The 25,992-nt window shown below is 66.6% G+C and carries 18 protein-coding genes; 10 read left to right on the top strand and 8 right to left on the bottom strand.

Translation table 11 applies throughout. The annotated features are described in order from the left end of the window. Positions 1–32 precede the first annotated feature (32 nt). Together ABIB26_RS07850 and rpsT are read left to right on the top strand one after the other, a co-directional pair. Positions 33–605, top strand: coding sequence for a type II toxin-antitoxin system PemK/MazF family toxin (locus tag ABIB26_RS07850; RefSeq protein ID WP_354241131.1), 573 nt, complete (start codon positions 33–35; stop codon positions 603–605). A gap of 182 nt (positions 606–787) precedes the next feature. After that, positions 788–1,048 (top strand): 30S ribosomal protein S20, encoded by a 261-nt coding sequence (gene rpsT, locus ABIB26_RS07845; protein WP_090581023.1) that lies wholly within the window; start codon positions 788–790, stop codon positions 1,046–1,048. Positions 1,049–1,233: 185 nt separating this feature from the next. Here rpsT and holA read toward each other — a convergent pair whose 3' ends face one another. The 5 genes from holA to leuS all read right to left on the bottom strand — a co-directional run bounded on the left by holA (position 1,234) and on the right by leuS (position 8,772). After that, on the bottom strand, positions 1,234–2,247 hold the full coding sequence (gene holA, locus ABIB26_RS07840; RefSeq protein WP_354241129.1) for a DNA polymerase III subunit delta: 1,014 nt from the start codon (positions 2,245–2,247) through the stop codon (positions 1,234–1,236). After that, complete coding sequence (locus tag ABIB26_RS07835) at positions 2,181–4,160, bottom strand: ComEC/Rec2 family competence protein (RefSeq protein ID WP_354241127.1); 1,980 nt, start codon at positions 4,158–4,160, stop codon at positions 2,181–2,183. The genes holA and ABIB26_RS07835 overlap by 67 nt, the downstream gene beginning before the upstream one ends. Before the next feature lies 1 nt (position 4,161). Further along, positions 4,162–5,073 (bottom strand): ComEA family DNA-binding protein, encoded by a 912-nt coding sequence (locus ABIB26_RS07830; RefSeq protein ID WP_354241125.1) that lies wholly within the window; start codon positions 5,071–5,073, stop codon positions 4,162–4,164. Positions 5,074–5,122: 49 nt separating this feature from the next. Next, complete coding sequence (locus ABIB26_RS07825) at positions 5,123–6,136, bottom strand: DegV family protein (protein ID WP_354241123.1); 1,014 nt, start codon at positions 6,134–6,136, stop codon at positions 5,123–5,125. Positions 6,137–6,240: 104 nt separating this feature from the next. Beyond that, a complete protein-coding gene (leuS, locus tag ABIB26_RS07820; RefSeq protein ID WP_354241122.1) occupies positions 6,241–8,772 on the bottom strand; it encodes a leucine--tRNA ligase in 2,532 nt (843 codons plus the stop codon). Positions 8,773–9,587: 815 nt separating this feature from the next. Between leuS and ABIB26_RS07815 the strand changes: the two genes are divergently transcribed. Genes ABIB26_RS07815 through ABIB26_RS07800 form a run of 4 tightly spaced genes read left to right on the top strand, consistent with a single transcriptional unit; the run spans position 9,588 to position 17,360 of the window. After that, on the top strand, positions 9,588–12,764 hold the full coding sequence (locus tag ABIB26_RS07815) for an efflux RND transporter permease subunit (protein ID WP_354241120.1): 3,177 nt from the start codon (positions 9,588–9,590) through the stop codon (positions 12,762–12,764). After that, positions 12,761–13,219, top strand: coding sequence for a hypothetical protein (locus ABIB26_RS07810; RefSeq protein ID WP_354241118.1), 459 nt, complete (start codon positions 12,761–12,763; stop codon positions 13,217–13,219). Before ABIB26_RS07815 ends, ABIB26_RS07810 begins: the two co-directional genes overlap by 4 nt. A 1-nt stretch (position 13,220) precedes the next feature. Further along, complete coding sequence (locus tag ABIB26_RS07805; protein WP_354241117.1) at positions 13,221–16,364, top strand: efflux RND transporter permease subunit; 3,144 nt, start codon at positions 13,221–13,223, stop codon at positions 16,362–16,364. Positions 16,365–16,400: 36 nt separating this feature from the next. Then, entirely contained in the window at positions 16,401–17,360 is a 960-nt protein-coding gene (locus ABIB26_RS07800) for a hypothetical protein (RefSeq protein WP_354241115.1), read from the top strand. Between the two features lie 93 nt (positions 17,361–17,453). On the opposite strand, the gene glpK is transcribed toward ABIB26_RS07800, so the two are convergent. From glpK to ABIB26_RS07785, 3 genes are all read right to left on the bottom strand, one after another. After that, positions 17,454–18,968, bottom strand: coding sequence for a glycerol kinase GlpK (gene glpK, locus ABIB26_RS07795; RefSeq protein ID WP_354241113.1), 1,515 nt, complete (start codon positions 18,966–18,968; stop codon positions 17,454–17,456). A 54-nt stretch (positions 18,969–19,022) separates the two neighbouring features. Further along, on the bottom strand, positions 19,023–19,772 hold the full coding sequence (locus ABIB26_RS07790; protein ID WP_354241111.1) for an MIP/aquaporin family protein: 750 nt from the start codon (positions 19,770–19,772) through the stop codon (positions 19,023–19,025). Positions 19,773–19,930: 158 nt separating this feature from the next. Then, on the bottom strand, positions 19,931–21,736 hold the full coding sequence (locus ABIB26_RS07785) for a glycerol-3-phosphate dehydrogenase/oxidase (RefSeq protein ID WP_502913636.1): 1,806 nt from the start codon (positions 21,734–21,736) through the stop codon (positions 19,931–19,933). A 118-nt stretch (positions 21,737–21,854) separates the two neighbouring features. Between ABIB26_RS07785 and ABIB26_RS07780 the strand changes: the two genes are divergently transcribed. The 4 genes from ABIB26_RS07780 to ABIB26_RS07765 all read left to right on the top strand — a co-directional run bounded on the left by ABIB26_RS07780 (position 21,855) and on the right by ABIB26_RS07765 (position 25,816). Continuing rightward, the gene (locus tag ABIB26_RS07780) at positions 21,855–22,823 is read left to right on the top strand and encodes a sugar-binding transcriptional regulator (RefSeq protein ID WP_354241371.1); all 969 of its coding nucleotides are present in this window, start codon (positions 21,855–21,857) and stop codon (positions 22,821–22,823) included. A gap of 95 nt (positions 22,824–22,918) precedes the next feature. After that, on the top strand, positions 22,919–23,788 hold the full coding sequence (locus ABIB26_RS07775; RefSeq protein WP_354241109.1) for an aldo/keto reductase: 870 nt from the start codon (positions 22,919–22,921) through the stop codon (positions 23,786–23,788). 10 nt (positions 23,789–23,798) lie between these two features. Then, the gene (locus ABIB26_RS07770; protein WP_354241107.1) at positions 23,799–24,725 is read left to right on the top strand and encodes an alpha/beta fold hydrolase; all 927 of its coding nucleotides are present in this window, start codon (positions 23,799–23,801) and stop codon (positions 24,723–24,725) included. After that, positions 24,722–25,816, top strand: a complete 1,095-nt coding sequence (locus ABIB26_RS07765) for a glycosyltransferase family 4 protein (protein WP_354241105.1) — start codon at positions 24,722–24,724, stop codon at positions 25,814–25,816. Before ABIB26_RS07770 ends, ABIB26_RS07765 begins: the two co-directional genes overlap by 4 nt. Positions 25,817–25,992 lie beyond the last annotated feature (176 nt).

The following is a 25,992-nucleotide window of genomic DNA, read 5'->3' as shown; positions in this document are numbered from 1 at the left end:
GCTGCGCCGGGCGGTGCCGGTACAGTTTCCCCATGGCCTTGAACTTTCGCTCGATCGGCAACGCGGTCCGTACCACCCTGCGCCTCCTGGACCGGCTTGGCGGCGCGGCACCGCGGAGCCCCGGCAGGCCGGCGACGAAGGTGCGGCCGGAACGGCCTGGCACCGGTCGCCCGGCTTCCGGCCGCACCGCCGTCGGCCTCTCCGCTACCTACCCCGGTGATTTCCGCGGAACCACGGCGGTCCGCTACGCGCCCTCCCCCAACGGCCTGCCCGAGCCGGGCGAGATCGTCTGGACCTGGGTGCCCTATGAAGAGGACTATTCGCAGGGCAAAGACCGCCCGGTGCTGCTGGTGGGCAACAACGGCCGCCATCTGCTGGGGCTCATGCTGACCAGCAGGGACCACGACGCCGACGCGCGCCGCGCGGACGACTACGTGGACATCGGCACGGGACCCTGGGACCCACAGAGGCGCCCCAGCGAGGCAAAGCTGGACCGCGTCCTGCAGATCAACCCTGCGGACATCCGGCGGGAAGGAGCCATCCTGGACGCCGGGCGGTTCGGGCTGATCGCCACGGCCTTGCGGACACGGCACGGCTGGTCCTAGGCACTGTGCCTGCGAAATCGCCACGGCGGCGGCGTCTCTTCTGCTATTATTGACAGCTGTGTGTCCGTGCAGGTCGACGGCCACATATGGTTGGTCGCCATAGGTATCCCCACGCCGCTCAGTCAATGGCCAATCTGAAAGCCCTCTAGACCATTTTCCGCATTGAAAAAGAGAGTTCACACGTGGCTAATATCAAGTCCCAGAAGAAGCGCATCCTCACCAACGAGAAGGCTCGCCTGCGTAACAATGCAGTCAAGTCCGAGCTGAAGACGGCCATCCGCGCCGTCAACACCGCCGTTGAGTCCACCGACAAGGATGCCGCCGCTGCTGCACTGGTTGCTGCCGGCCGCAAGCTGGACAAGGCTGTCAGCAAGGGTGTTCTTCACAAGAACAACGCAGCAAACCGCAAGTCCGCGATCTCCAAGAAGGTCAACGCGCTCTAAGGTTTCCAGTTCAACTGAACTGATGATTGTGGCCGGCACCCCAGGGTGCCGGCCACTTCCAGTTAAGCGCATTTTCGGTCGAGCACGTTTCGGCTGAGCACATTTTTCGTTATCGGGCCCTGGGCCAGCGCCCGGTGACTTTCCCCAGCCAGCTGCCTGACGGGATCGTCGCCGTGAATGAAGCGTCAGCGCCGGACCGACGTCGCTATCACCGTGACAGCGTGTTCCACGGCGTAGACCGGGTCCCGTGAGAGTCCCTTGACCTGAGCGTCCGCCTCGGCCGTGACCTGGATGGACCGGACCAGTCCCCCGGGGGTCCAGCGCCTGACCTCGCGCTGTGCCTGCTCGACCAGCCACGGCTGCATGCCCAGCTGCTTGGCAATCTGTGCCGACGAGCCCTGGGCGCCGGCAACCTTGGCCAGGGTGCGCAGTTTTGATGCCAGCGCTGCCACGAGCGGGACGGGATCCGCCCCGGTGGCCAGGGCATGCCTGAGCGTGGACAGCGCCAGCGGGGCATTCCCGGCAAGGGCAGCATCGGCGACCTTGAAGGCGGTGGCCTCGACGCGGCCTCCGTAGTAACGGTCCACCATGGCCGAGTCCACTCCCGTGGCGGCGTCGGCAATCAGCTGGCTGCAGGCTGCCGCCAGCTCGGCCAGGTGCGCTCCGACGGCATTGACCAGGGCGTGGACGGCGTCGGGATCAATGCGTCGGGCCGCTGCCCTGAACTCCCCGGTGACGAAGGCGATCTTGTCGGCGTCTTTCTTCAGCGGCTGGCAGTCGACCACCGGCCAGCCGCCTGCCTTGATGGCGTCCAGCAGTTTCTTGCCGCGCACCCCGCCACCATGCCGGAGGACCAGTACGGCGTCAGGCTCGGGCCGCGCCAGGTATTTCAGCGCGTCGGCCAGGAAGGCATCGTTCATGGCCTCGAGACCCTCGACCTCGATCAGCTTCTGCTCCCCGAAGAGGGACGGGCTGACATTCATGGCCAGGGAGCCCGGCTCGTAGCTGCCGGCGTTGAGCCGGGTGACTTCGACGTCGGGCGCGGCAGCGCGGACCTGTGACCGGATGCGGTCCATCGCGCGGGCGCCCAGATAGTCCTCCGGACCGCCGACCAGCACGACGGCGGCCGGCGTCACATCGCGCCAGGTGGCGGTCCCCGGCGCAGCGGTCCTGGTGCGTTGGGTCTGGGCAGCAGCCACTCGTGTTTCCTCCCGGAAGTTCGTTTGCAGACTCTAAGCGTGCCACGGCCTGACCGGTGCGCCAAGCCGCGGCGGCCCGGCGCGTGCGGCCCCCGCCGGCGGCGTCGACCGGCCTGCCGGCGGGCGATGATTGCCACCGTCCGCGTGTGCGCCGCGACTGCCAGCCTGACCACTGCGGCGGGATGCAGGACAAGCCAGACCGAGGTGAGGACGGCCGCGGAGAACATCCCCATCGTCGTCATGCCAAAGAGGCCTTCCGGCCACGGCAGGACGGCCCCGGGGAGTCCGGCGAAGAAGCGGGCTATGCCGGCAACCCCTGCCGCGAAGGCCGCCGCAACCGCCAGCGGTACAGCTGCGAGCCCCGGGGCCAGCGGCACGAGCGGGACGGCGGCGGTGCCCAGCAGCGTAACCGGCGCCACCAGCGCTGCGGCTGCCACATTGGCGGCAAACGCATAACTGGAGAACTGTGGCTGCAGCAGCACGATCACCGGACCGCAGAACGTCTGCGCAGACAGCGGCACGGCAAGGCCGGCAGCCGCCCAGGGCGGCACGGCTGGCGGCAGCCACGTCATGATGGGCCGGCCGGCCACCACAATGCCCAGCGTGGCAAGCACGGATAGCAGGAACCCGAAACTCGTGGACAATGCGGGGTCCGCCAGTAACAGGCCGATGATGGCGAGGCACAGGAAGCTGAGGCCGCGTCCAGCCCTGCCGCCCGCCAGGGAAACGAGGCCGATGGCACCCATCAAGGCGGCACGCAGGACGCTGGCGTCCGGCCCCACCATCAGGACGAACATTCCCAGTCCGGCCAGGCACACTACCGCGGCCGCAACCCGGCCAAGGCGGAGGCTGCGGGCACCCAGCAGGAGCGCACCCAGGATGAGGCTGCAGTTGGCCCCGCTGACGGCAGTGAGGTGGGTCATCCCGACCGTCTTCATCGCGATGTCCAGCTCAGGGTCGAGCCCGCTGGTGTCGCCCGTGACCATCCCGGGCAGCAGGCCGCGGGCATCCCCGCCGAAGTGGCCGGCTGCGCTGGCCAGGCCTTCGCGGAGCGATCGGGCACCCTGCTGCAAGGTCCCCGGGACTTGTAGCGTGCGCGGGGCGGAGGAGGCCGAAAGTACGGCGGCCTCCGTCTGGCCCGGTCCGGCCGGCCTGAGTTTTCCGGTCGTCCTGATCCGCTGGCCCGGCGTGGTGTGTTCCCAGTCCGGGCCGCCCATCACGAGCAGACTGGCCTCGGCCCGGACCCGGCGGGAATCGAAATTGATCGCGAGCAGCGTGGCCGGTACCGCCCATCGCTCGGCGAGTCCCGACCTCCCCGGCGTCTGGAGCCGCCGTGGGGCGCCGCTGACAACGAGCTCTGCCACGACAGCGGTGCGCGCGGCGACAGCTCCGGCAATGTCCGAGTCGTCGCGCTGGGCGGACGCGACGGCAGAGTGGGCGCCGGCCACGGTGGAAAGCAGCAGCGCCACGGCGGCCGTCGCCAGCAAGCTCCGTGGCGCGGTCCTGCCCCCGCCGGAGGATTGCGGGGAGTCAGCCAGGCGCCTGGCCTGTCCGGCAGCCCGAAGCAGCAGCGCCCCGGAGCTTGCCAGCAGGACGCTGCAGAGGGCCGCCAGCGCCGCGGGGTCCAGCCAGCCTGCGGCAGCCGTGGTGGCCCAGACCAGCAGCGCCGCCGGGACCAGGCGCAGGTCGGTCCGGCGCACCGCCGCCCCGGAGCGGCCTGGAACGGAGCGGCCCGGGGCCGGAGCGCCGGCATGCCGGTCCCAGAGCCAGGTGCGGAGTTCCGTCTGCCAGCCGTTCCGTGCCCGCGCCCGGGACACGGCCCTTTGGGCTGGTGCGGGTGGTTCATGCCCCGCCTCCTTACGGCCGCCGACGGCAGCATCGATGTAGCGTTGCCAGCGGCTCGGCCTTCCCATGTCAGATCTGGACCAGCGGTAACAGGGTCTCCAGCAGCTTGGGTCCCACTCCGTCGACGGCATCCAGCTCCTCAACCGTCTGGAAGCGGCCGTGCTGCTTGCGCCAGTCCACAATCCGCTGGGCCAGGACCGGCCCGACCCGAGGCAGTGTTCCGAGTTCCTCGACGCCTGCGGTGTTGAGGTTGATCTTGCCGCCGCCTGTTCCGACACTCCCGTCGGCACTGTTTGTTCCGGCACTCCCGTCGGCACTTTCTGCTCCGGCACTCCCGGACCCTTCCGGACCGGCGGCTTGGCCGGACGAAGCATCGGGCTGCCCCAGTTCGGGCACGACGATTTTCTGGCCGTCTTCCAGCACAGCGGCGAGATTGAGCCGGTCCGGAGCCGCAGCCCCGGTGGGGCCGCCCGCCGCGGCGATGGCTTCGTGCAGCCGGCTTCCCGCCGGCAGCTCGACCACGCCCGGTCTCGCCACGGCACCGGCCACATGGACCGTAATTCCTTTCGCTTCCCCGCCCGTTTTATTCTGTGAAGGCGAAACCTCGACGCCGGGGCCCGTGTCCGGCTGTTGGACCCCGGCCGAAGAGACCTCGCTGAGCGGGACCACCTCCGGCGCGCCGGTGGCCGCGCGCCACCAGAACCAGCCGCCGAGCACGGCCGCAACCGCGCCCAGCAGGGCAGCTGACCTCAGCCCGGTGCGGCGCCGCAACCCGCTTCCGGCCGAGGGCATTCCGCCGCGCTGATCTTCGAAGGCGTCGTCCGCCGGTGGAAGGTCCAGCAGACCCGCCGGGCGCCCGGCGGCTTCAGGGCCGCCGAGCGTTGCGGACAGCCTGTGCCGGGCAGCCGTGAGGCCTGCGGGCAGTTCAGCTCCCGGCTTCCGGCGTGGTTGATTCCGGCGAGGCAGGCTCCGGCGTGACATAAGAACAACGGTAGGAAGTCCCCGCTCGGGTGCCCACACCCTGCCGGCTCTATGTGGAAAGTGCCGAGGATAACGCCGGAGGAAGCGCCGGGGTGCTGCTCTCCCCCACGATCACGGCCAGCACACCGAGTCCGGCGTGGGCGGCCAGCACGGCCGGGAGGTCACTGGCCTGAGCCGCCGGACAACAGGGCAGCGAGACGGCCAGGCGTGCCGCGAGCCGTTCGGCTTCGGCCCTGTTGCCGAAATAGTGGACGGCGATGCGGGCCTGCCCCTCCGGCCTGGCGGCAGCGTCGGCTGCGACGATGTCCTCCAGCCGGGCCACGGCTTTGGCCGCGGACCGGACCTTTTCCAGCGGAACGATCTTCCCGTCCTCGACCGCCAGGATGGGCTTGATCGAGAACACGGTGCCCCACAGCGAGGCCGCCGCGCCGATCCGCCCGCCATGGCGCAGCTGCTCCAGGCTGGGAACGTAGAAGTAGACCCTGGTGCGGGCCAGCCGTTCCTCGGCGAATACCCGGACCTCCGCCGCGCTCCTGCCGTCCGCCGCCGCGACCACGGCGCTCTGGACCCCCATCCCCTGGGCCATTCCGACGGTGCGCGAGTCCAGGACCTCCACCGGTATCCGGACCCGGGCGGCCGCGAGACGGGCGGACTCGGCCGTGCCGGACAGCTCGCCGGAAATATGGATGGATACCACGGAATCGTAGCCACGTTTCTGTGCGGCCAAGTACGCCTGTTCGAACTGTCCCGGGGACGGGCGTGACGTCTTGACGGGCCGGCCACAGGCCATGGCCACGGCGATGGTGTCTGCGATGTCGTCCTCGCCCTCACCGTAGATTTCCGCGCCCACCATGACGGGCATCGGGACCACCGTCAGCCGGCCGTCGGCGGTGCAGGCCCGGACCCAGTCGGCTGGCAGCGCGGCGGCGGAGTCCGTGACCACGGCGGTCCGCACGACGGCGGCTGGCGCAGTTTCGGGGGCAGCTCCGGGCCGCGTGACCTGGCGGAGCCGGTGAAGGCGCTCCCGCAGCCACGGCCAGCCTGCCGGCTCACGGTCGGGCACGAAGCACCTCCTGCTGTCCTGGTGTCAGTTTAAACCGGCCGCCGGCTTGCACCGGCGGCCGGTCTTATTACAGTGGCCGGTCTTTTTACAGTGGCCGTTTCCGGCTATGCCGGGACGATGTTGACCAGTTTAGGCGCCCGCACGATGACGGTGCGGATACTCCGGCCCTCGAGCGCACGCTGGACCTTTTCCGAGGCCAGCGCCAGTTCGCGCAGCTCGTCCTCGCCGATGCCCGGCGGTACCTCCAGGCGGTCGCGCACCTTGCCCTGGACCTGGACGACGGCGGTCACCGTGTCCTGCACGAGGAGTGCCTCGTCGTGCGTGGGCCAGCCGGCGTTGGCCACCGACGCGGGGTGCCCCAGCACGTTCCACAGGTCCTCGGCCGTGTAGGGCGCGAACAGGCTGAGGATGACCGCGACGGCCTCCACGGCCTCGCGGACGGCCGGATCCGCCCCGCCGGCCCCGGTGCCTGCGTCAATAGTTTTGCGGGTCGCGTTGACCAGCTCCATCAGCTTCGCCACGACCACGTTGAACTTGTTGTGGTCCAGCAGGGCTTCGGCGTCGGCAATGGTGCGGTGGGTGACCGTGCGCAGGGCCCGGTCACCGGTGGCGAAGTCGACGCCGGGCTCGCTCGCGACGTCCTGCCCCAGCCGCCAGGCCCGGGCCAGGAACTTCGCCGAACCCGACGGCGAGACGTCCGCCCAGTCGACGTCGTCCTCCGGCGGTGAGGCGAAAATCATGGTCAGGCGAACCGCGTCGACGCCGAACTTGTCCAGCTGTTCGCCCAGGTCCACGCCGTTGCCGAGGGACTTGCTCATGGCCTTGCCGCCGTTGAGCACCTGCCCCTGGTTCAGCAGCGCACGGAAGGGCTCGTCGGCCTCGATCAGGCCCAGGTCGTGGATGACCTTGGTGAAGAACCGCGCGTACAGCAGGTGCAGGATGGCGTGTTCGACGCCGCCGACGTACTGGCCCACCGGCATCCAGTCGTTGATCTTCGCGGGATCGAAGGGGCCTTCGGTGTACTCCGGGGAGACGAAGCGCAGGAAGTACCAGGAGGAATCCACGAAGGTGTCCATGGTGTCCGTGTCCCGCTTGGCCGGGCCGTGGCAGTCCGGGCATTCGACGTTGACCCAGCTCTCGGCGGCGGCCAGTGGCGACGTGCCTTTCGGGGACAGGTCCTCGCCCCGCAGTCCTGCCGGCAGTTCAACCGGCAGCTGCTCGTCGGGAACCGGGACCTCGCCGCAGGCCGGGCAGTGGATGATCGGGATGGGCGTGCCCCAGAAGCGCTGCCGGCTCAGCAGCCAGTCGCGCAGCCGGAAGTTCACGAACTTCTCGCCCGTGCCCTGGCGTTGCAGGATCTCGACGGCGGCCGGGATGGCTTCCGCCTTGGGCAGTCCGTCCAGTGCGCCGGAGTTGATCAGCGTGCCCTCGCCCGTGGTCGCCGTGCCGGTGACAGCGGGATCTTCCTCGCCGGTATCCAGCACCGCCCGGACCGGCAGGCCGAAGGTGCGGGCGAAGTCGAGGTCGCGCTGGTCATGGGCCGGAACCGCCATGATGGCTCCGGTGCCGTAGTCGGCCAGGACGTAGTCGGCCGCCCAGACGGGCAGCTTTTCGCCGTTCAGCGGGTTGGTGGCGTAGCGGCCGGTGAAGACACCGGTCTTCTCCCGCTCGGTGGACTGGCGCTCGATTTCCGAGAGTGCCGTGACCTGTTCGCGGTACGCATCCAGGGCCGCTGCGTGCTCTTCGGTCACCAGTTCGACGGCCAGCGGCGCATCGGCGGCGACCACGAAGAACGTGGCGCCGTACAGGGTGTCCGGGCGGGTGGTGAAGACCGTGACGTCCTTGGCGGGCTTGCCGCCGTCGGCCTCGATCCCGAAGCGGACGTGCGCGCCCTCGGAGCGGCCGATCCAGTTCTTCTGCATCGCCAGGACCCGTTCGGGCCAGTGGCCGCGCAGCTCGTCCATGTCATCGAGCAGCCGGTCGGCGTACTCGGTGATCTTGAAGTACCACTGGTTCAGGGACTTCTTGGTGACGGGAGTGCCGCACCGCTCGCAGGCCCCGTTCACCACCTGTTCGTTGGCCAGGACGGTCTGGTCCTTCGGGCACCAGTTGACCGGTGAATCCTTGCGGTACGCCAGGCCGCGCTCGTAGAAGCGCTTGAACAGCCACTGCGTCCAGCGGTAGTACTCCGGGTCCGAGGTGTGGATCCGGCGGGACCAGTCGGCGGAGATGGCGTAGCGCTTGAACGACGCCGCCTGGGTCTCGATGTTGGCGTACGTCCACTCGCTCGGGTGGGCGTTGCGCTTGATCGCGGCGTTTTCCGCGGGCAGCCCGAAGGAGTCCCATCCGATCGGGTGCAGCACGTCGTAGCCCTGCTGGCGCAGGTAACGTGCGACGACGTCGCCCATCGCAAACGCTTCGGCGTGGCCCATGTGGAGGTCACCGGAAGGATAGGGAAACATGTCCAGCACGTAGCGGCGTTCCTTGGAACCGTCGTCGACGGGCGTGAAGACCTTGAGGTCCTCCCAGACCTGCGGCCACTTGGCTTCCATCGCCGCAAAGCTGTAGGCACCCTCGCCGGGGCCTTCCGCTCCGACTTCTGCTGTTCCGGTCTCTGTCTCCGGCTGAACGCTCACTGCTGGCCTCTTCTGTTCTTCACGCCTGGTTACCGTCAAGTCTGTACCGTCAAGTCTGTACTGCTCTGTTGTGCTGCTCCGTTGTGCTGCGGCCCATTGTCCCGCTCTGGCCCCTGATCCCCTGTTGCCGGCCCGGAAAGGGCCCAGACACACAAAAGCCCCTCGACATGGAGGGGCCGCCGCTCGACAATCCGATTTCTCCTCGGGATGCCGGGCGGCTAGCTAAGCAGAAGGATCGCACGCATAGAACTACTTTAGCGCCTCCGGCAGGTTCGCGGGCGGAATGCGCCGCCCCAGGGGGCCGCTCCCGCCGCCTGTGCCGCGCTCCCGCGGCCCGCCGGGAGGCCCTGATGCGCCGGCGGCGGGTCCCGGACGTGGCGCGAATTCAAATTGTTACAAATGCATCACGTGGAAAATGACCCTACTCACTTTATTATCCCCTAAAGTCGGGGCGAGTAATTATGCGGCCCTCCAAGTAGCCGCCTCACATTAGCAGGTAGTAATTTTCAAGTAGCAATTAGCGTCGGCGCGAGTATCCGCCTGCTTCCCTTCGCGTAGTCCGCGGGGGGCCGAAAAAAAACAACACTTTGATGGGTTCGGTGGCCCGAAAACCCGCCGGACACAGCAATTCCGGACGTCTTGCCAAAAGGGGGCGAAGAGGAACAGTATTCTCCCAAGATCTCTGGGGGGATTGGCAAAAGGTCTCTGGTTGAGGAGCCTGTCATGTATCTCTTGCGCATTTCTGTCCTGCAACAAATCACCCAACTGCCCGTGTGCAACTATGCCGCCGGCAGCCACCAGGAAAAGGGTTAGCCATGTTTGGCTGGGTAACCCGGTTCAGTATGCAATTCCGCATCCTGGTTCTCGCGCTCGCGGCCGGACTCATTGCTTTCGGCGTGGTAAACGTTCCACATATTGCTGTGGACACCATGCCCGAGTTCGCACCCGCGCAGATCGAGATCCAGACCGAGGCCCTGGGCCTCTCTGCTGTCGAAGTTGAACAGCTCATCACCTCCCCGATGGAAGCCGATCTCCTTAATGGAGTGGCCTGGCTGGACGAGATCCGGTCGAAATCCGTACCGGGGCTGTCGTCAATCCAACTCGTTTTTGAGCCCGGCACGGATCTCCTGCGCGCCCGGCAACTCGTGGCGGAAAGGATGACCCAGGCCGTGGCGCTGCCGAACGTATCGGCTCCACCGCTGATAATGCAGCCTACGTCCTCCACCAGCCGCGTGCTGATGGTCAGGATGAACTCACAGCAGCTCTCCGGCATTGAGATGTCGGTACTGGCCCGCTGGAAGCTCAAGCCGCGGCTGATCGGCATTCCGGGCGTGGCCAATGTATCCATCTGGGGTCAGCGCGAGCAGCAGCTCCAGGTGGAGGTCACCCCGACGCAGCTGCGCGACAAGGGAATCACCCTGGAACAGGTCATCAAGACGACCGGCAACGCCGTCTGGGTCTCGCCCTTGAGCTTCCTTGAGTCGTCCACGCCGGGCACCGGCGGCTTCATCGAGTCACCGAGCCAGCGGATGGGCATCCAGCACGTCCTTCCGATCCGCACCCCCGCGGACCTCGCAAAGGTCAGTGTTGAGGACACGAATCCCAAATTGGTCTTGGGCGATATCGCGCAGGTCAAGGAGGACCACCAGCCCCTGATCGGCGACGCAATCGTCGGCCAGGACGCCGGACTCATGCTGGTCATAGAAAAGTTCCCCGGGACGAGCGCCCTGCAGGTCACCAAGGACATTGAGGCCGCCCTCAAGGACATGGAACCAGGCTTGACCGGGATCCAGATGGACACGTCCGTCTTCCGTCCGGCCTCCGCCATCCAGGACTCCGTGGACGGGCTCGGCGTGGCACTGCTGCTCAGTCTCTTGATTACCGTAGCGCTGTTCTGGCTCCTGTTCCGTTCCTGGCGGGTAGCCGTGATTGCGCTCGTGGCCATCACGACCACCGTCATGACGGCGGCAGTGGTACTTTTCGCGCAAAACGCGACACTCAATGTCACGGTCCTGGCCGGCATCATTCTCGGCATTTCTGTGATCGTCGGTGACATCGTGGAAGACGTGCAGGCCCAAAGGCGCTGCCCGCTCGTCGCCGAGCCCAGGGAAACCGCGGCCACGCTCCGGTCCCGTGTCAGCAACATCGCCCGGAGCATCCGCACTCCGCTGTTCCATGCGTCGCTGGTCATGCTCATCGTCCTCATTCCGACGCTCTTCGTTACCGGAATCGGCGGATCCTTCTTCCAGCCGCTTGTCTGGTCGCTGGCGCTGGCCCTCGCGGCGGCGTTGCTGGTCGGGCTCTCGGTCACTCCGGTGCTCGCGCACCTGCTGCTCCCCCGGGAGACCTCCGCCAGGACAGAATCTGCCGCGTTCGGCCGAGCACGGGCCTACTACGACCGCGCGCTGGAAGGTGCCCGTTCCCGGCGGGCGCTCGGCCTGGCCGCTGTAGCCGTCATCGGGGTGCTGGGCCTGGCCGCCGGATCCCAGCTGCTCGGGAACCGGCCGGTGGTTCCCACCCTGCCGGACAGAACCCTGCTGGTTCAGTGGGACTCCATGGCCGGCACCTCCAATGACGAGGTCCGCAGGGTCGCCTCCAAGGCCTCCGACGAGCTTCGCGCCTTGCCTGGTGTCTCGGGTGTCGGCGGCCATATCGGCCGCGCCATCACCTCGGACCAGGTCGTCGGCAACAGCTCGGCTGAGCTGTGGGTGTCGGTTGCACCGGACGCCAACTTCGGTGAGACGGAGCAATCGGTCCGCAATGTAGTCCAGGGCTACCCCGGCATCGCCCACAACGTCCTGAACTACTCGCAGCAGAAGATCGGCGAGATGCGCAACAGCCTGGAGCCGGGATTCGCCGTCCGGGTCTACGGCACGGAATTGCCGATTCTGCGTGAAAAAGCCGACGAGGTCCGCAAGGCACTCGAAAACGTCAGCGGTGTCCAGAACCCGAGGATCAATGCCACCACCACGACACCCATCGTTGAGGTCGAGGTCAATCTGGAGGCAGCCCACAAGTACGGCATCAAGCCCGGCGACGCACGCCGCGCGGCAGCCACACTGATGCAGGGAATCGTCGTCGGCAATCTCTTTGAACAGCAGAAGGTGTTCGAAGTCGTGGTCCGGGGCGCAGTCGACGTCAGGGATGACCTGACGAGCATCCGCGAACTGCTGCTCGACACCCCGGACGGAAGTCACGTCCAGCTGGGTGAGATCGCCGCGGTCCGGTTGGTCCCCAACGAGGTTGTCATCCAGCACGATGACACGTCGCGGCGGATCGACGTCGTGGCTGACATCAGCGGACGTCCGCTGGCCGATGTCCAGCGCGATATCGAGGCGGCCGTGCAGCAGATCCAGTTCCCGCTTGAGTACCACGCGGAAATCCCGACGAAATACAGTGAAATCGAGGCCGCCAACGCTCTCGTGCTCTGGATCGGGGCCGCGGCCCTGATCGGCGTGCTGCTGCTGCTCCAGACGGCTGTACGGAGCTGGAAGCTGGCGCTCGCCGTCTTCCTGTCCCTGCCTGCCGCCTTGGCCGGAGCCGCGGTTGCGGCCTGGATCGGCAGCGGCTCGATGTCGTGGATTGCGCTGACAGCATTTGCGGCCGTCGTGGCCATCGCGGTCCGGAACGCAGGCCTGCTCTCGGCCCGCGTTGACGAACTGTGGCGGACCGCCCCGCAGACCCCGCACGCGAAGGTCGTCCTGATGGCGGCTGCGGATCGGGTGTCGCCGGTCCTGAAGGCAGCTCTCACCACGGTGCTGGTGCTGCTGCCGCCGGCCCTGTTCGGGGGCACGGTCGGCGAAGGGGTGATCGGCCCGATGGTGCTGGTCATCGCGTGCGGCCTCCTGACCACAACGCTCGTGGGGCTCTTCGTGCTCCCTCTCCTGATGCTCTGGTTCGGTCCCCGCACCGCCCCGGAAGAGTGGCAGGAAGTCTACGAATCGGAAATTCCCGTTCAGCCCGTTATGCAGGAAAAGGTGGAAGCAAAATGACCAGCCAAAAGCCCCAACGGCGCCTGCCCCTGGCGGCCGCTGTCTGTGCAGCAATTATTTTCGCCCTCCCGGCCTGCGCACAACCCGCAGCCGTCAGCCCGGTGGTCTCGCTCGACGATCCCGCCAAGGTGGAGAAGAACGCCACCACCGGCATCGCCCGGCTCACCCTGACCGAACGTGGCCTGGACCGTTTGGACCTGAAGATCGAGACGGTCAAGCCGGGCGCCGGTGGAACCGAGGTGCTCCTGCCGTACGCCTCCTTGCTGTACGACTCCAGCGGGAAGACCTGGGTCTACACCAACCCTGCCGCCAGGGTGTACCAACGCCAGGCGGTCACCGTCAGCAAGGTCGAAGCTGGAGTGGTCACAGCCACTGACGGGCCGGCTGCGGGGACCGATGTGGTGACCGTGGGCGCGGCTGAGCTGTTCGGCGCCGAGTTCGATACGGCGCACTGACATGCGCCGGATAGTCGCGGCAAGTCTGAGGTTCCGGTCGATCATCATTGCGATGGCGGTGGCACTGATGGTTGTGGGCGGCGCGCAGCTCAGCAGCGCTTCGGTCGATGTGTTTCCGGAGTTTGCGCCGCCGCGGGTAGAGGTCCAGACCGCCTGTCTGGGGCTCACGGCCTCCGAAGTCGAGGAGCTCGTCTCCGTCCCGATGGAAGAGGCGTTCAACGGCATTGACGGACTGAAGCAGATGCGGTCCAAATCCGTGTCGCAGCTCTCCTCGATCGTCCTGGAGTTCGAGAACGGCACGGATCTGCTCACCGCCAGGCAGCTGGTGTCCGAGCGGATGGCTACGGTCATTCCGACCCTGCCCACGTGGGCGGCGCCGCCGCTGATGCTGCAGCCCTTGTCCTCCACCAGCCGTGTCATGAAGATCGGACTGTCCTCGGACACCCGCTCCCTCATTGAAATGTCCATGATTTCCTACTGGAACATCAGGGCCCATCTGTTGAGGGTCCCGGGTGTAGCCAACGTCGCGATCTGGGGCGAGCGGCTCCAGATGCTGCAGGTGCAGGTGGATCCGGCGAAGCTGGCCGCCCACAACGTGACACTTGACAGCGTGATGAGCTCCACCTCTGACGCACTGGACGCCGGGCTGCTCAAGTATTCGCCGGGTGCCCTGATCGGCACCGGTGGTGCGCTTGAAACGCCCAGCCAGAGCATGGGTATCAGGCACGTGCAGCCCATCACGTCGCCGGAAGAGCTGGCGAAGGTGTCCCTGGAGGACCGGGGAGACCAGCCCCCGCTGCGGCTCTCCGATGTGGCGAACGTTGTGGAAGACCACCAGCAGCTGATCGGTGACGCCGTCATTAACGGCGGTCCCGGGCTCATGCTGATCGTGGAGAAGCTGCCGTGGGGCAACACCCTTGAGGTGACGCGGGGCGTTGAGGAGGCGTTGAAGGAACTGCAGCCCGGGCTGACCGGGATTGCTGTGGACACCACCTTGTTCCGGCCGGCCAGCTTTATCGAGGAATCGCTCGGCAACCTGGGCGTCGCGCTCCTGCTCGGATGCCTGCTCGTCATCCTGGTGCTGAGCGTCTTCCTCTTCCAGTGGCGCACGGCGCTGGTCAGCGTGATGGCCATCCCGTTGTCCCTTGTAGCCGCCGCCCTCGTGCTGTATTGGACCGGAGGCACGGTAAATACCATGGTGCTTGCGGGATTGGTGATCGCCGTCGGGGTGGTGGTTGACGACGCCATCATCGACGTCGAAAACATCGTGCGCAGGCTGCGTCACCACCGGGCGAGCGGAAGCACCGAAAGCACGGCCAGAGTGGTGGTCAACGCCTCGCTGGAGGTCCGCGGCCCGATTGTGTATGCCACGCTGATCATCGTCGCTGCTACAGTGCCGATCTTCTTCCTGGACGGGCTGACCGGGGCCTTCTTCCGCCCGCTGGCCACGTCCTACACCCTGGCGGTGATGGCGTCCATGCTCGTAGCGCTCACCGTGACTCCGGCGATGGCGTATATCGTCCTTCGGAATGCCAGGCTGGAAGACCGCGACCCTCCGCTGGTCGGGGTGCTCAAGCGCTGGTACGGCAACGCGCTTCGGCCGATTGTCCGCCGGCCAGTCCCGGGCTACCTGGCCCTGGCCGCGTTCGGTGTCGTGGGAATCGTGGCAGCCCCGCTCCTGGGCCAGTCGCTGTTGCCGTCATTCAAGGAACGTGACTTCCTGATGCACTGGGTCACGCAGCCTGGCACCTCCAACTCCGAGGAAGTGCGGGTCAGCCAGCTCGCGTGCAAGGAACTCATGGCCATCCCTGGCGTGAACAACTGCGGTTCTCACATCGGGCAGGCCTTCGCGGCCGACGAAGTGGTGGGCGTCAACTTCGGGGAGAACTGGATCAGCGTCGACCCCGCCGTGGATTACGACGAAACACTGGCCTCGATCCAGTCGGTCGTGGACGGATACCCCGGCATCCACCGGGATGTCCAGACCTACCTGAAGGAACGCGTCCGCGAAGTGCTGACCGGTACGGGCTACGCCGTCGTTGTCCGCGTATACGGCGACGACCTTGCCACCCTGCGCCAGCAGGCCGACAAGGTCAAGACTGTCCTGGGCGGCATCGAGGGCGCAATCGGCACCAAGCTCGCCCTCCAGGTCAACGTCCCGCAGGTGGACGTCGAAGTGGATCTTGAAGCCGCCAACCGTTACGGGCTGAAACCGGGTGATGTACGCCGCGCCGCGGCTACCCTGATCGCCGGGGAAGAGGTCGGCGACGTCTACCGGGCCGGGAAGGCTTACGACGTGCAGGTGTGGAGCCCGCCGGAGATCCGGACGAGCGTCACGAGCATCGAAAACCTTCCGCTGGATACGCCAAGCGGCGAGAGGATCCGGATGGCGGACGTCGCCAAGATCTCCGTCAAACCGACGCCGAACGTGATTGAACGCTCCGAGGGCTCGCGCCGCCTGGACGTCAGCGCGAACGTCAAGGAAGGCGACCTGGCCAGGGTTGTCGAGAAGCTGGAGAACGACCTCAAGTCCGTCGAATTCCCCGTCGGCTACAGCGCCGACATTCTCGGGGAATACGCGGAACGGCAGGCCGCCACCCAGCGGCTGCTGACCTTCTCGATCGGTGCGGTGATCGTTGTGTTCCTGCTGCTGCAGGCGGCATTCCGGAGCTGGCGGCTGGCGGTCCTTGCGATCCTCACGCTGCCGGTCGCCCTCGTCGGCGGGGTGATCGCCGCGCACCTTGGCGGCGGAATCCTGTCCCTGGGGTCATTGGTGGGCTTCCTGACCGTGATGGGCATCGCTGCCCGTAACGGCATCCTGCTCATCAACCACTGCCAGCACCTGGAGCAGTACGAAGGCATGCCTTTCGGCCGCGACCTGGTGCTGCGTGGAGCCGCCGAGCGGTTGTCCCCGATCCTGATGACCACCCTCGCCACCGCTCTGGCCCTCGTGCCACTGGTGGTCATGGGCAACATTCCGGGCCATGAGATCGAACATCCCATGGCGGTGGTGATTCTGGGCGGCCTCGTCACGTCGACGCTGGTCAACCTGTTCATCGTCCCCTCGCTGTACCTGCGGTTTGCCAAGAAGGGCCCGGCACGTGAGCGCCGGCCCCGTCAGGCCGAGCCGGCCCCGGCCGTCTAGCCGCAACCAACCCACCACTAGGAGAGGCTAAAACAGATGTCGAAGCGAAGAGAACGATTCACGGCGTACGGCTCCGCAGTTCTGCTCGTGCTGGGTACGCTGACGGTGACGTCGGCAGCCACGGCGACGGCGGCGGCAGCGCCCAATCCCCAGGACCTCTGCGGAAAAGGCACGGCGATCAAATTAGACCGCTCAGCCTTCCCGCGCACCCCGGAGATTGAAAACAAGTGGTTCCCGCTCGAACCCGGAACGCAGATTACGACGACGGGCACAGTGTTCTCCCCGGCGGAGGGCACCACGCAAAAGCGCACGGTCATCTCCACGGTGACCGGGCTGACCAAGATGATCGACGGGGTCAACACCCAGGTGGTGTGGGACCGGGACTTCACCGACGGTGAGCTCGCGGAATCAGAACTGGCCTTCTTCGCCGAGACGAAGAAGGGGAAGGGGACCGTGTGGCTGTTCGGCGAGTATCCCGAAGAGTATGAAAACGGGAAGCTCGCAGGCGCGCCGAGCACCTTCATCAGTGGAATCGACAAGGCCCTGGCAGGAATCGCCATGCTGGATCATCCCCGCCCGAAGTCCCCCGCTTATCCCCAGGCCTCCGCACCCAGCGTGGACTTCCTGGACTGCGCGAAGGTCCTGAAAGACGACCAACGCGTCTGCGTCAAGACAGGGTGCTACAACGATGTGGTGGAGATCGTTGAATCCAACCCGCTGGAGCCGCTCAGCAGCGCCGGCAAACAGCACAAGTTCTATTCGAAGAAAACGGGCCTGATCAAGGTCACGGCCGAGGGCGGGGATGACCAGGAGAATATGAAGCTGGTCAAGATCAAGAAACTCAGCAGCTCGGAGCTGAAGAGCATCAATGCGCAGGCACTGAAGCAGGACAGCCGCGGCTACACCGTCAGCAAGGACGTCTACGCCAAGACGCCCCACGCGGTAGTGGCAGAGTCCTCGAGCCACAGCGGCCGGTCTCTGCGCAACGACTCGTAGGCGGGGCAGCGCCAAAAGGCGCATAGCAACACGCATAGCAACAGAAGAGCTCCGGCCGGGGAAACCCGGCCGGAGCTCTTCGTGCGGACGGCCTTACTTGACGTCCTCGTCCACCCAGTCCATGGACTTGGTGATGGCTTTCTTCCAGAGGCGCATCTGACGGTCCCGCTCTGCCGCTTCCATCTTCGGTTCCCACCGCTTGTCCTCGGACCAGTTGGCCGAGCACTCGCCCAGGTCCTTCCAGAAGCCGACGGCGAGGCCGGCGGCGTAGGCGGCGCCCAGGGCGGTGGTCTCGACGACCTTCGGCCGGATCACCGGCACGCCGAGGATGTCCGCCTGGAACTGCATGAGCGCGTCGTTGGCGACCATGCCGCCGTCGACCTTGAGCTCCGTGAGCGGGACGCCGGAGTCCGCGTTGACGGCGTCGAGGACTTCACGGGTCTGGAAGGCGGTCGCCTCCAGCGCGGCCCTGGCGATGTGGCTCTTGTTCACGAAGCGGGTCAGGCCGACGATCGCACCGCGGGCATCGGAACGCCAGTACGGGGCAAAGAGGCCGGAGAACGCCGGGACGATGTACACGCCGCCGTTGTCCTTCACGGAAGCCGCCAGGGTCTCCACTTCCGGGGCGCTGCTGATCATGCCGAGGTTGTCACGCAGCCACTGCACGAGTGAGCCGGTAACGGCGATGGAGCCCTCCAGGGCGTAGTGCGGTGCCGCGTCGCCGAGCTTGTAGCCCACCGTGGTCAGCAGCCCGTTCTTCGAGTGGACGATTTCCTCCCCCGTGTTGAAGATCAGGAAGCAGCCCGTGCCGTAGGTGTTCTTGGCTTCCCCGGCCTCGAAGGCCGCCTGGCCGAACGTCGCCGCCTGCTGGTCGCCCAGGATGCCGGCGACCGGTACTTCGCGCAGCAGCTGGGAGGTGTGGACCGTGCCGTAAACCTCGGAGGAGGACTTGATGGCCGGCATCATGGACGCCGGAACCCCGAAGGTGTCCAGGATCTCCTGGTCCCAGGACAGTGTCTCCAGGTCCATGAACATGGTCCTGGATGCGTTGGTCACATCGGTGACGTGGACGCCGCCGTCGGTCCCTCCGGTCAGGTTCCAGAGCACCCAGCAGTCGGTGTTGCCGAAGACCAGGTCGCCGGCCTCCGCCTTGGCGCGGGCTCCCTCGACGTTGTCCAGGATCCACTTGATCTTGGTGCCGGAGAAGTAGGTCGCCAGCGGCAGGCCCACCTTCTGCTTGAAGCGCTCCGGTCCCCCATCTTTCGCCAGCTCATCCACGATCGGCTGGGTCCGGGTGTCTTGCCACACGATCGCGTTGTAGACCGCCTTGCCGGTCGTCTTGTCCCAGACGACGGCGGTTTCGCGCTGGTTGGTGATGCCGACGGCGGCGATGTCGTGCCGGGTCAGGTTCGCCTTGGACAGGGCCGAGGCGATGACCTCACGGGTGTTGTCCCAGATCTCGGCGGGGTCGTGCTCCACCCAGCCGGCCTGCGGGAAGATCTGCTCGTGCTCCATCTGCCCGGAGGAGACGATGTGCCCGCTGTGGTCGAACACGATGGCGCGAGTGCTGGTGGTGCCCTGGTCAATGGCGATTACATACTGGTTCATGTTGAGGTCCTTAGACTTTTGGCCTTGTTGGGTTTGCTCTGGCTGGGGTGGAAACTACTTGGCGACGGTGACAACAATCGGCACGACAGCTGCCACGAGACCGGCGAGTCCGCCGCCGACGAGGGGTCCGACGACCGGGATCCACGAGTAGCTCCAGTCGCTGGAACCCTTGCCCTTGATCGGAAGCAGGGCATGGGCGATGCGCGGGCCGAGGTCACGGGCCGGGTTGATGGCGTAACCGGTGGGGCCACCGAGCGAGGCACCGATGCCGACAACCAGCAGGGCAACGGCCAGCGGGCCGAGTCCCGAAGGAATGCCGCCGAACATCAGGATGACGAAGACGAGGACAAAGGTGCCGATGATTTCCGTGACCAGGTTCCACGGGGTGGAGCGGATGGCCGGGCCGGTGGAGAAGACGGCCAGCTTGCTGGCGGGCTCAGGCTCGACATCAAAGTGCTGCTTGTGGGCCAGCCACATCACGACGGCGCCCAGGAAGGCACCCAGCAGTTCACCGCCGAAGTAGGTCAATGTGGACGCAAATTCGACCTTAACGCCGGGAGCGTACTCCGCCTTGCCGTTAAGCAGCAGGCCCAGGGTGACAGCGGGATTCAGGTGCGAACCGGACCTGGCGGCAACATAGACACCGGCGAAGACGGCGATTCCCCATCCCCAGGTGACCATCAGGAACCCGCCGTTGTTGCCCTTCGTGCCTTTGAGTGCGACGTTGGCTACAACGCCGCAACCCAGCAGGGTCAGCATCCCGGTGCCGAATACTTCGGACAGGAAAACTATTCCAAGAGACATCTTTGACTCCTCTATTTTCTGTTGTCAGCCCTTCGCGAGTTTGAAGGGCCGTTGGGCCGGCAGCGTGTTTGCGCGGCCGGCCAGCCACTGCGCCGGCCCTGTGGGCGGGCCCCGCAGTCCTTGCGCCCGGACGTCCCCCGTCCGGGCGCGGGGGTCTTTCAGGCAACCAGGCTGTGGACCCGGGCGCCGTGGAACCGATTGAGCACCTCCTGAGCGTGGCTGATCTCGGAGGCCCGCCGTGGCGTTTCCCAGCCCAGCGGACCGGACAGGATGCCGGCAACCTCGTTCAGGAGCTCGCCGGTCACGAGGCCCCGGAATGCCAGAGAGGTGCGGCGGATCAGTACGTCGACCAGGTGCCCGATCTGCTCGTTCTGCGCCATGAACTCCAGTTCACGGACGCTGAGTTCGCGGGTGGAGTGCAGCAGCCGGTCGGGGGCGCTGGCCGCGGATGCGTCCAGGAAGTTGATGACTTCCTCGGCGCGGGTTCCGTAGCGGGTCAGGAGTCCTGCGACCCGGTCGGCGTCGCGGCCGGCTGACATATGGGCCTTGATCCACCGCTGGACGCCGTCTTCACTGTCCGGGAAGCCGGCGCCGCCGCCGATGGCGAGCTGCGCCGTCGACACCTTCCGTTCCAGTCCGAGTTCCGCGAGAACGTCGTCGCTCAGGTGTTCCGCGAGGGCCCGGAAGGTGGTCCACTTTCCGCCCACCAGGCTGAGGACGACGGCGCCGCTGCCGCCGGCTGCACCGGCTGCCGGCACCGAGCCTCCGCGGCGCTCGATCCGGTAGTCGCGGCTGACGAAGCCCGGCTGGGTGGCGTCGTGCTTCGGAAGCGGACGCACACCGGAGAAGGTGTAGACGATCCGTTCCCGGTCCACGGCAATGTCGGGGAAAACGTGGCCGATCAGCTCAAGGAAGTAGTCAATCTCGGACTCGGTGCAGACGGCGTCCTCGGTCATGTCCGCGTCGACGTCCGTGGTTCCAACGAGGACCCGGTCCCCCATGGGGTAGATCAGCACGATCCGGCCGTCGGTGTGCTCGAAGAAGATTTCCCTGCCGTTGCAGGCCGCGAGCAGCTCCGGGTGGTCCAGGACAATGTGCGAACCCTTGGTGCCGCCCATGAAGGAGGACGCCTCGCCCATGGCTTCGTTGGTCAGATCGACCCAGGCGCCGGTGGTATTGACGATCACGTCGGCGGTGAAGTCGAAGAGCTCCCCGGTGAGTTCGTCGCGGAGCCGTACCCGGCTGCCGGTCCCGGAGCCCGCCGTTCCTTCCATTGAGACGAGCGAGACGTAGTTGCTGGCGCGGGCGGTGCCGCCCGGAGCGCCGGCTTTTTCGCCGTCCTGCAGCACGTCGAGGGTCAGCCGCTCCGGGTTATGGACCGACGCGTCGAAGTAGGTTGCCGCATATTTGATGCCCGGGTGCAGGCGCGGGAGCTCCGCCAGGGCGCGCTTGCGGCCGCGGAACTGGTGGCGCGGCACGCTGCCGCCGTCGCGGGAGAAGAAGTCATACATGCTCAGGCCAAGCTTGATCAGGAAGGCGCCGCGCTCCTGGGGGGCGCCCTGCTGTTTGTGGGTCAGGAAACGAAGCGGCGCCGCTAGGACGCCGGAAAAGGTGCTGAAGATAGGGATAGTGGTCTGCAGCGGTTTGACGTAGTGCGGAGCGATGCGCAGGAGCCGGTTGCGCTCGACCACGGACTCCTGGACGAGCCGGAACTCGCCGTTTTCGAGGTACCGGATTCCGCCGTGGATCATATGCGAGGAAGCCCCGCTGGCGCCCTGGCAGTAGTCGCCACGTTCCACGAGGGCAACGTCGACACCCTGCAGTGCCAGGTCCCGGAAAGTACCCACTCCATTGATTCCGCCGCCGATGATCAGCACCTGTGCGTTCCGCCGCGACCGCAGCTTCTGCACGGGTGCGCGAGTGCCGGCCGGCTCCTGGTTGCGGGCTGATTCCTTAGATCCCAAAACTGCTCCCTGGGGTTTGGTTCTGTGCGGCGCGCCACGGGGCGCGTCGCCGTTCAACACTATTGTTTGGAATAATGGAAAATGGTGTCAAGCACTATGCACAAACGTGCAGAACGGAATGTGGGAATTGCCTTCACGCCAGTCCGACGCCCTCCGCGCGGCCCAGTTGTATTACCTCCAGGACCTGACCATGGACGCGATTGCCCGTGAACTCCGGACCTCCCGGTCCACCGTCTCCCGGCTGCTGTCCTCGGCACGGGAATCCGGCCTCGTGCAGATCCAGATCCGCAGCCCTCTCGATACCGGCCCCGAACTGGAAAGCATGATCCGCGCCGAATACAAGGTGGATGTTCATGTCGTTCCCGTAGTGGACACGCTGAATGAGGCGGAAACACTGGACAGAGTGGCCATGCAGGCCGCCCGCACCATCGGCCCGCTGGTGGATTCCAACGCCATCATCGGCGTCGCCTGGGGGTCAACCCTCAGCGCCGTCAGCCGGCACCTGACCCGGAAGATCACCCATGACAGCGTGATCGTCCAGCTCAACGGCGCTGGAAACATGCAGACCACCGGCATCACCTACGCCTCGGACATCATGCGCCGCTTCGGCAGCGCGTACGGGGCGCGGGTGGAGCAGTTCCCGGTGCCCGCGTTTTTTGATCACGCCGCCACCAAGAAAGCGATGTGGAATGAGCGCAGTGTGCAGCGCATCCTCGAGCTTCAGGCCCGGATGAGCATTGCCATTTTCGGGGTCGGATCGGTCGACGCCGACTACCCCAGCCACGTCTATGCCGGCGGCTACCTCGATGAGGACGATCTGAGCATCCTGGCCGGCTCGGACGTCGTCGGTGACGTGGCCACCGTGTTCTTCCGGGCGGATGGTTCCTCGGACGGGATCATCCTCAACGAGCGTTCCACCGGGCCGGACCTCGCGCAGCTGCGCCAGGTCCGGCGGCGGATCTGCGTGGTGTCCGGCGCGTCCAAGATCAACGGCCTGCGCGGTGCGCTCGTCTCCGGCCTGGCCACGGACCTGATCCTCGACGAGGCCAGTGCCCGGCGGCTGGTCCGGTTCGACGGCGTCGCCTGACCGGTCCCAGGGGACCGGCAGGTGCTGGCAGGCCGTCCCGGCCTGCCTGCGCGGCCTGACCGGCGGGTGCCGCGGCAATGGGTAAAGTCGTTGCTATGAGAATCTCCCCCCGGACGTCCCTGAACAACGGCGTGATGATCGACCGTCTGGGATTCGGGCTGTACAAAGTCCCCCCAGACGATGCCGCCTCGCTCGTAACCATGGCGCTGGAAGCCGGCTACCGCCACTTCGACACGGGAGCCATGTACGGGAACGAAACCGGCGCGGGCAGGGGCATCGGCGCCCTTGCCGGGTTCGAAGGCGCCGGCAGCGGATCGGGTGAGCTTTCTCCCGCTCTGTCCCGCCAGGACCTCTTCGTCACCACCAAGGTCTGGAACGATGATCACGGCTACGACGCGACGGTGCGGGCGTTTCACACCTCGATGTCCAACCTGGGCCTGGAGTACATCGACCTTTACCTGATCCATTGGCCCTGCCCCAAGAAGGGCCTGTTCGCGGAAAGCTACCGGGCCATGGAGACGCTCTACCGCGAGGGAAAGGTGCGGGCGATCGGAGTGTCGAATTTCCAGCCCGACCACCTGGACCGGCTGATGGAGACGGCCGAGGTGGTGCCGGCCGTCAACCAGATTGAACTCCACCCCTGGCTTCAGCAGGCCGAGCTGCGCAAGAAGCACGACGCGCTGGGCATCCGCACGGAGGCGTGGAGCCCGCTGGGCCGGGGACAGGTGCTGCGTGACCCGGTGATTCTGGCCCTGGCCGCGGAGCACGAACGCACCCCTGCCCAGATAATCCTCCGCTGGCAGCTCCAGCTGGGCAACATCACCATCCCCAAGGCCAGCTCCTCGGACCGGATCCGGGAAAACCGGACGGTGTTCGACTTCGAACTCTCGGCCACGGACCTTGCCGATATTGCGGCGCTGGACCGCGGTTTCCGGACCGGCTCCCACCCCGACAACGTCAACTAGGACCGAACGAATGGAAAACGTGGACACCGAGTCCTCCCCCACGCCCCTGTTCAGCCATGAGCTCGAGGCGCGGACCGTACCCGCCGAGGTGGTCCTGGGCGGCATGAAAGTGGCCTACTGGAGCTACGAGCCGGTCCGGGTCACGCCGGAAACCCGCACGGTCCTGGTGATCCACGGCTTCCGCGGCGACCACCACGGCCTGCTCCGTGTAGCCGACCAGCTCCCCGGCCTGCGCCTCATCATGCCTGACCTCCCGGGTTTCGGCGGCTCCGCCGCCTTCAAGGCAGACGAGCACAGCGTGGAACGCTACGGTCGCTTCATCGCCGAATTCATGGCTGCCCTGGGCCTGGGCCGGGACACCGTCCTGCTCGGCCACTCCTTCGGCTCGATCGTGGCGAGCCACTTCGTCGCAGCCAACCCGGGAACGGTTGCCGAGCTGATCCTCATCAACCCCATCGCCGCCCCCGTCCTCGAAGGCACCAAGGGGCTCATGACAAAACTCGCCATCCTGTACTACGAGGCCGCCGCCCATCTCCCCCGTAGGCTCGGGCACGCCCTGCTCCGCAGCCAGCTGATCGTCCGCGTGATGAGCGAAGCCATGGCCAAGACCCCGGACAAGGCGCTGCGGCGGTTCGTCCACGCCCAGCACAGCGCCTATTTCTCCGCCTTCGCGGACCGCGAGAGCCTGCTCGAGGCGTTCAAGGCCTCCGTCCGGAACAACGTCTCCGAGGTGGCGCGCCGGCTGACCCTGCCGGTCCTCCTCATCGCCGGCGAAAAGGACCAAATCGCCGCCCTGCCGGACCAGCACAAACTCCTCGCCCTGTTGCCGGACGGACACCTGGACGTGATTCCCGGCGTCGGGCACCTGATCCACTACGAAACCCCGGAGTCCGCCGCCGGCTTCATCCTCCGCTTCCTGAAGGACCACACCGCGTGAAAATCCTCGTCGATGCCCGCTTCACCCGGCTGGACCACCACGACGGGATCAGCCGTTACGGGGCGAGCCTCATCGCGGCCACGGCCAGGATCGCCGACGTCTCCATGTTGATCAGTGACGTCCGGCAACTGGCCCTGCTGCCGGATGTGCCGTACACCCTGATCAACAGCCCGCTGTCCCCGGCCGAACTGTTTGTCGCTGCGAAGGTCAATAAGCTCGGCGCCGACGTCGTCGTGTGCCCCATGCAGACGATGGGCAGCTGGGGCCGGAAATACGCCCTCGTGTTGACCCTGCACGACCTGATCTACTATGAGCACCCTGCCCCGCCCGGCTTCCTGCCCGCCCCGGTCCGGATCCTCTGGCGCCTGTACCACAAGGCGTACTGGCCGCAGCGGCTCCTGCTCAACCGGGCCGACGTCGTCGCGACCATCAGCTCCACGACGGCGGCCCTGATCTCGAAGTACCGGCTCGCCGGGCGCCCCGTACGGATCGTGGGCAACGCCCCGCAACCCGGCCTCAGCCCCCGGGACCCCGGGGCCGGGGCGGACAAGACGCTGCTCTACATGGGATCGTTCATGCCCTACAAGAACGTGGAGACCATGATCAGGGGCATGGCGGACCTACCGGACATGACCCTGCACCTGCTCAGCCGCATCACCCCGCAGCGCAGGGCGGAACTGGAGGCCCTGGCGCCGGCGGACGCGGACATCGTCTTCCACAATGGCGTGACCGACGCCGAGTATGAGGCGCTCCTGGCCCGCACCACCGCCCTGGTCAGCCTCTCCCGGGCCGAAGGCTATGGCCTGCCCCTCGTGGAGGCCATGTCCCACGGCACGCCGGTGGTCGCCAGCGACATCCCGATCTTCCGCGAAGTCGGCGCCGACGCGGTCAGCTATGTCCAGCCGGAGTCCCCGGCCGAGTTCGCCGGGGCCGTGCGGAAGCTCGAGGAACCGGAGCTGTGGAAGGAACGCTCGCGCCGTTCGGTGGAGCGTGCCGCCGACTTCAGCTGGGATGAGTCGGCCCGCAGGCTGCTGGCAGTTGCCGAGGAGGCCGTGGCACTTCGCCGAGGCCGGCCCGGTAACTCGAAATAGCCGGGACGGAGCTGGCCAGCCCCGAACCAATCCGTGCGCACCCGCCGCGAGACCGGATGAGCCGGGCCACAGGTTGGGGAGCACCCATTTGCCACAGAGGGCCGCATCGGAACCGCCATTCCGGCCGTCTGTGGCGAATGGCCGCCGGGGAGTGAGCCCGACCAGGCAATCAGCGT

This window comes from Arthrobacter sp. UYEF20 (assembly GCF_040546335.1).
Classification (GTDB): Bacteria; Actinomycetota; Actinomycetes; order Actinomycetales; family Micrococcaceae; genus Arthrobacter.
This window is presented reverse-complemented; position numbering and strand designations above follow the sequence as displayed.

Excerpts from the sequence above, each read along its gene's own strand:
- ABIB26_RS07850 (WP_354241131.1), top strand. The coding sequence starts at position 33 with ATGGCCTTGAACTTTCGCTCGATCGGCAACGCGGTCCGTACCACCCTG.
- ABIB26_RS07835 (WP_354241127.1), bottom strand. The coding sequence starts at position 4,160 with ATGGGAAGGCCGAGCCGCTGGCAACGCTACATCGATGCTGCCGTCGGC.
- ABIB26_RS07830 (WP_354241125.1), bottom strand. The coding sequence starts at position 5,073 with ATGTCACGCCGGAGCCTGCCTCGCCGGAATCAACCACGCCGGAAGCCG.
- ABIB26_RS07815 (WP_354241120.1), top strand. The coding sequence starts at position 9,588 with ATGTTTGGCTGGGTAACCCGGTTCAGTATGCAATTCCGCATCCTGGTT.
- ABIB26_RS07810 (WP_354241118.1), top strand. The coding sequence starts at position 12,761 with ATGACCAGCCAAAAGCCCCAACGGCGCCTGCCCCTGGCGGCCGCTGTC.
- ABIB26_RS07805 (WP_354241117.1), top strand. The coding sequence starts at position 13,221 with ATGCGCCGGATAGTCGCGGCAAGTCTGAGGTTCCGGTCGATCATCATT.
- ABIB26_RS07800 (WP_354241115.1), top strand. The coding sequence starts at position 16,401 with ATGTCGAAGCGAAGAGAACGATTCACGGCGTACGGCTCCGCAGTTCTG.
- glpK (WP_354241113.1), bottom strand. The coding sequence starts at position 18,968 with ATGAACCAGTATGTAATCGCCATTGACCAGGGCACCACCAGCACTCGC.
- ABIB26_RS07790 (WP_354241111.1), bottom strand. The coding sequence starts at position 19,772 with ATGTCTCTTGGAATAGTTTTCCTGTCCGAAGTATTCGGCACCGGGATG.
- ABIB26_RS07780 (WP_354241371.1), top strand. The coding sequence starts at position 21,855 with ATGTGGGAATTGCCTTCACGCCAGTCCGACGCCCTCCGCGCGGCCCAG.
- ABIB26_RS07775 (WP_354241109.1), top strand. The coding sequence starts at position 22,919 with ATGAGAATCTCCCCCCGGACGTCCCTGAACAACGGCGTGATGATCGAC.
- ABIB26_RS07770 (WP_354241107.1), top strand. The coding sequence starts at position 23,799 with ATGGAAAACGTGGACACCGAGTCCTCCCCCACGCCCCTGTTCAGCCAT.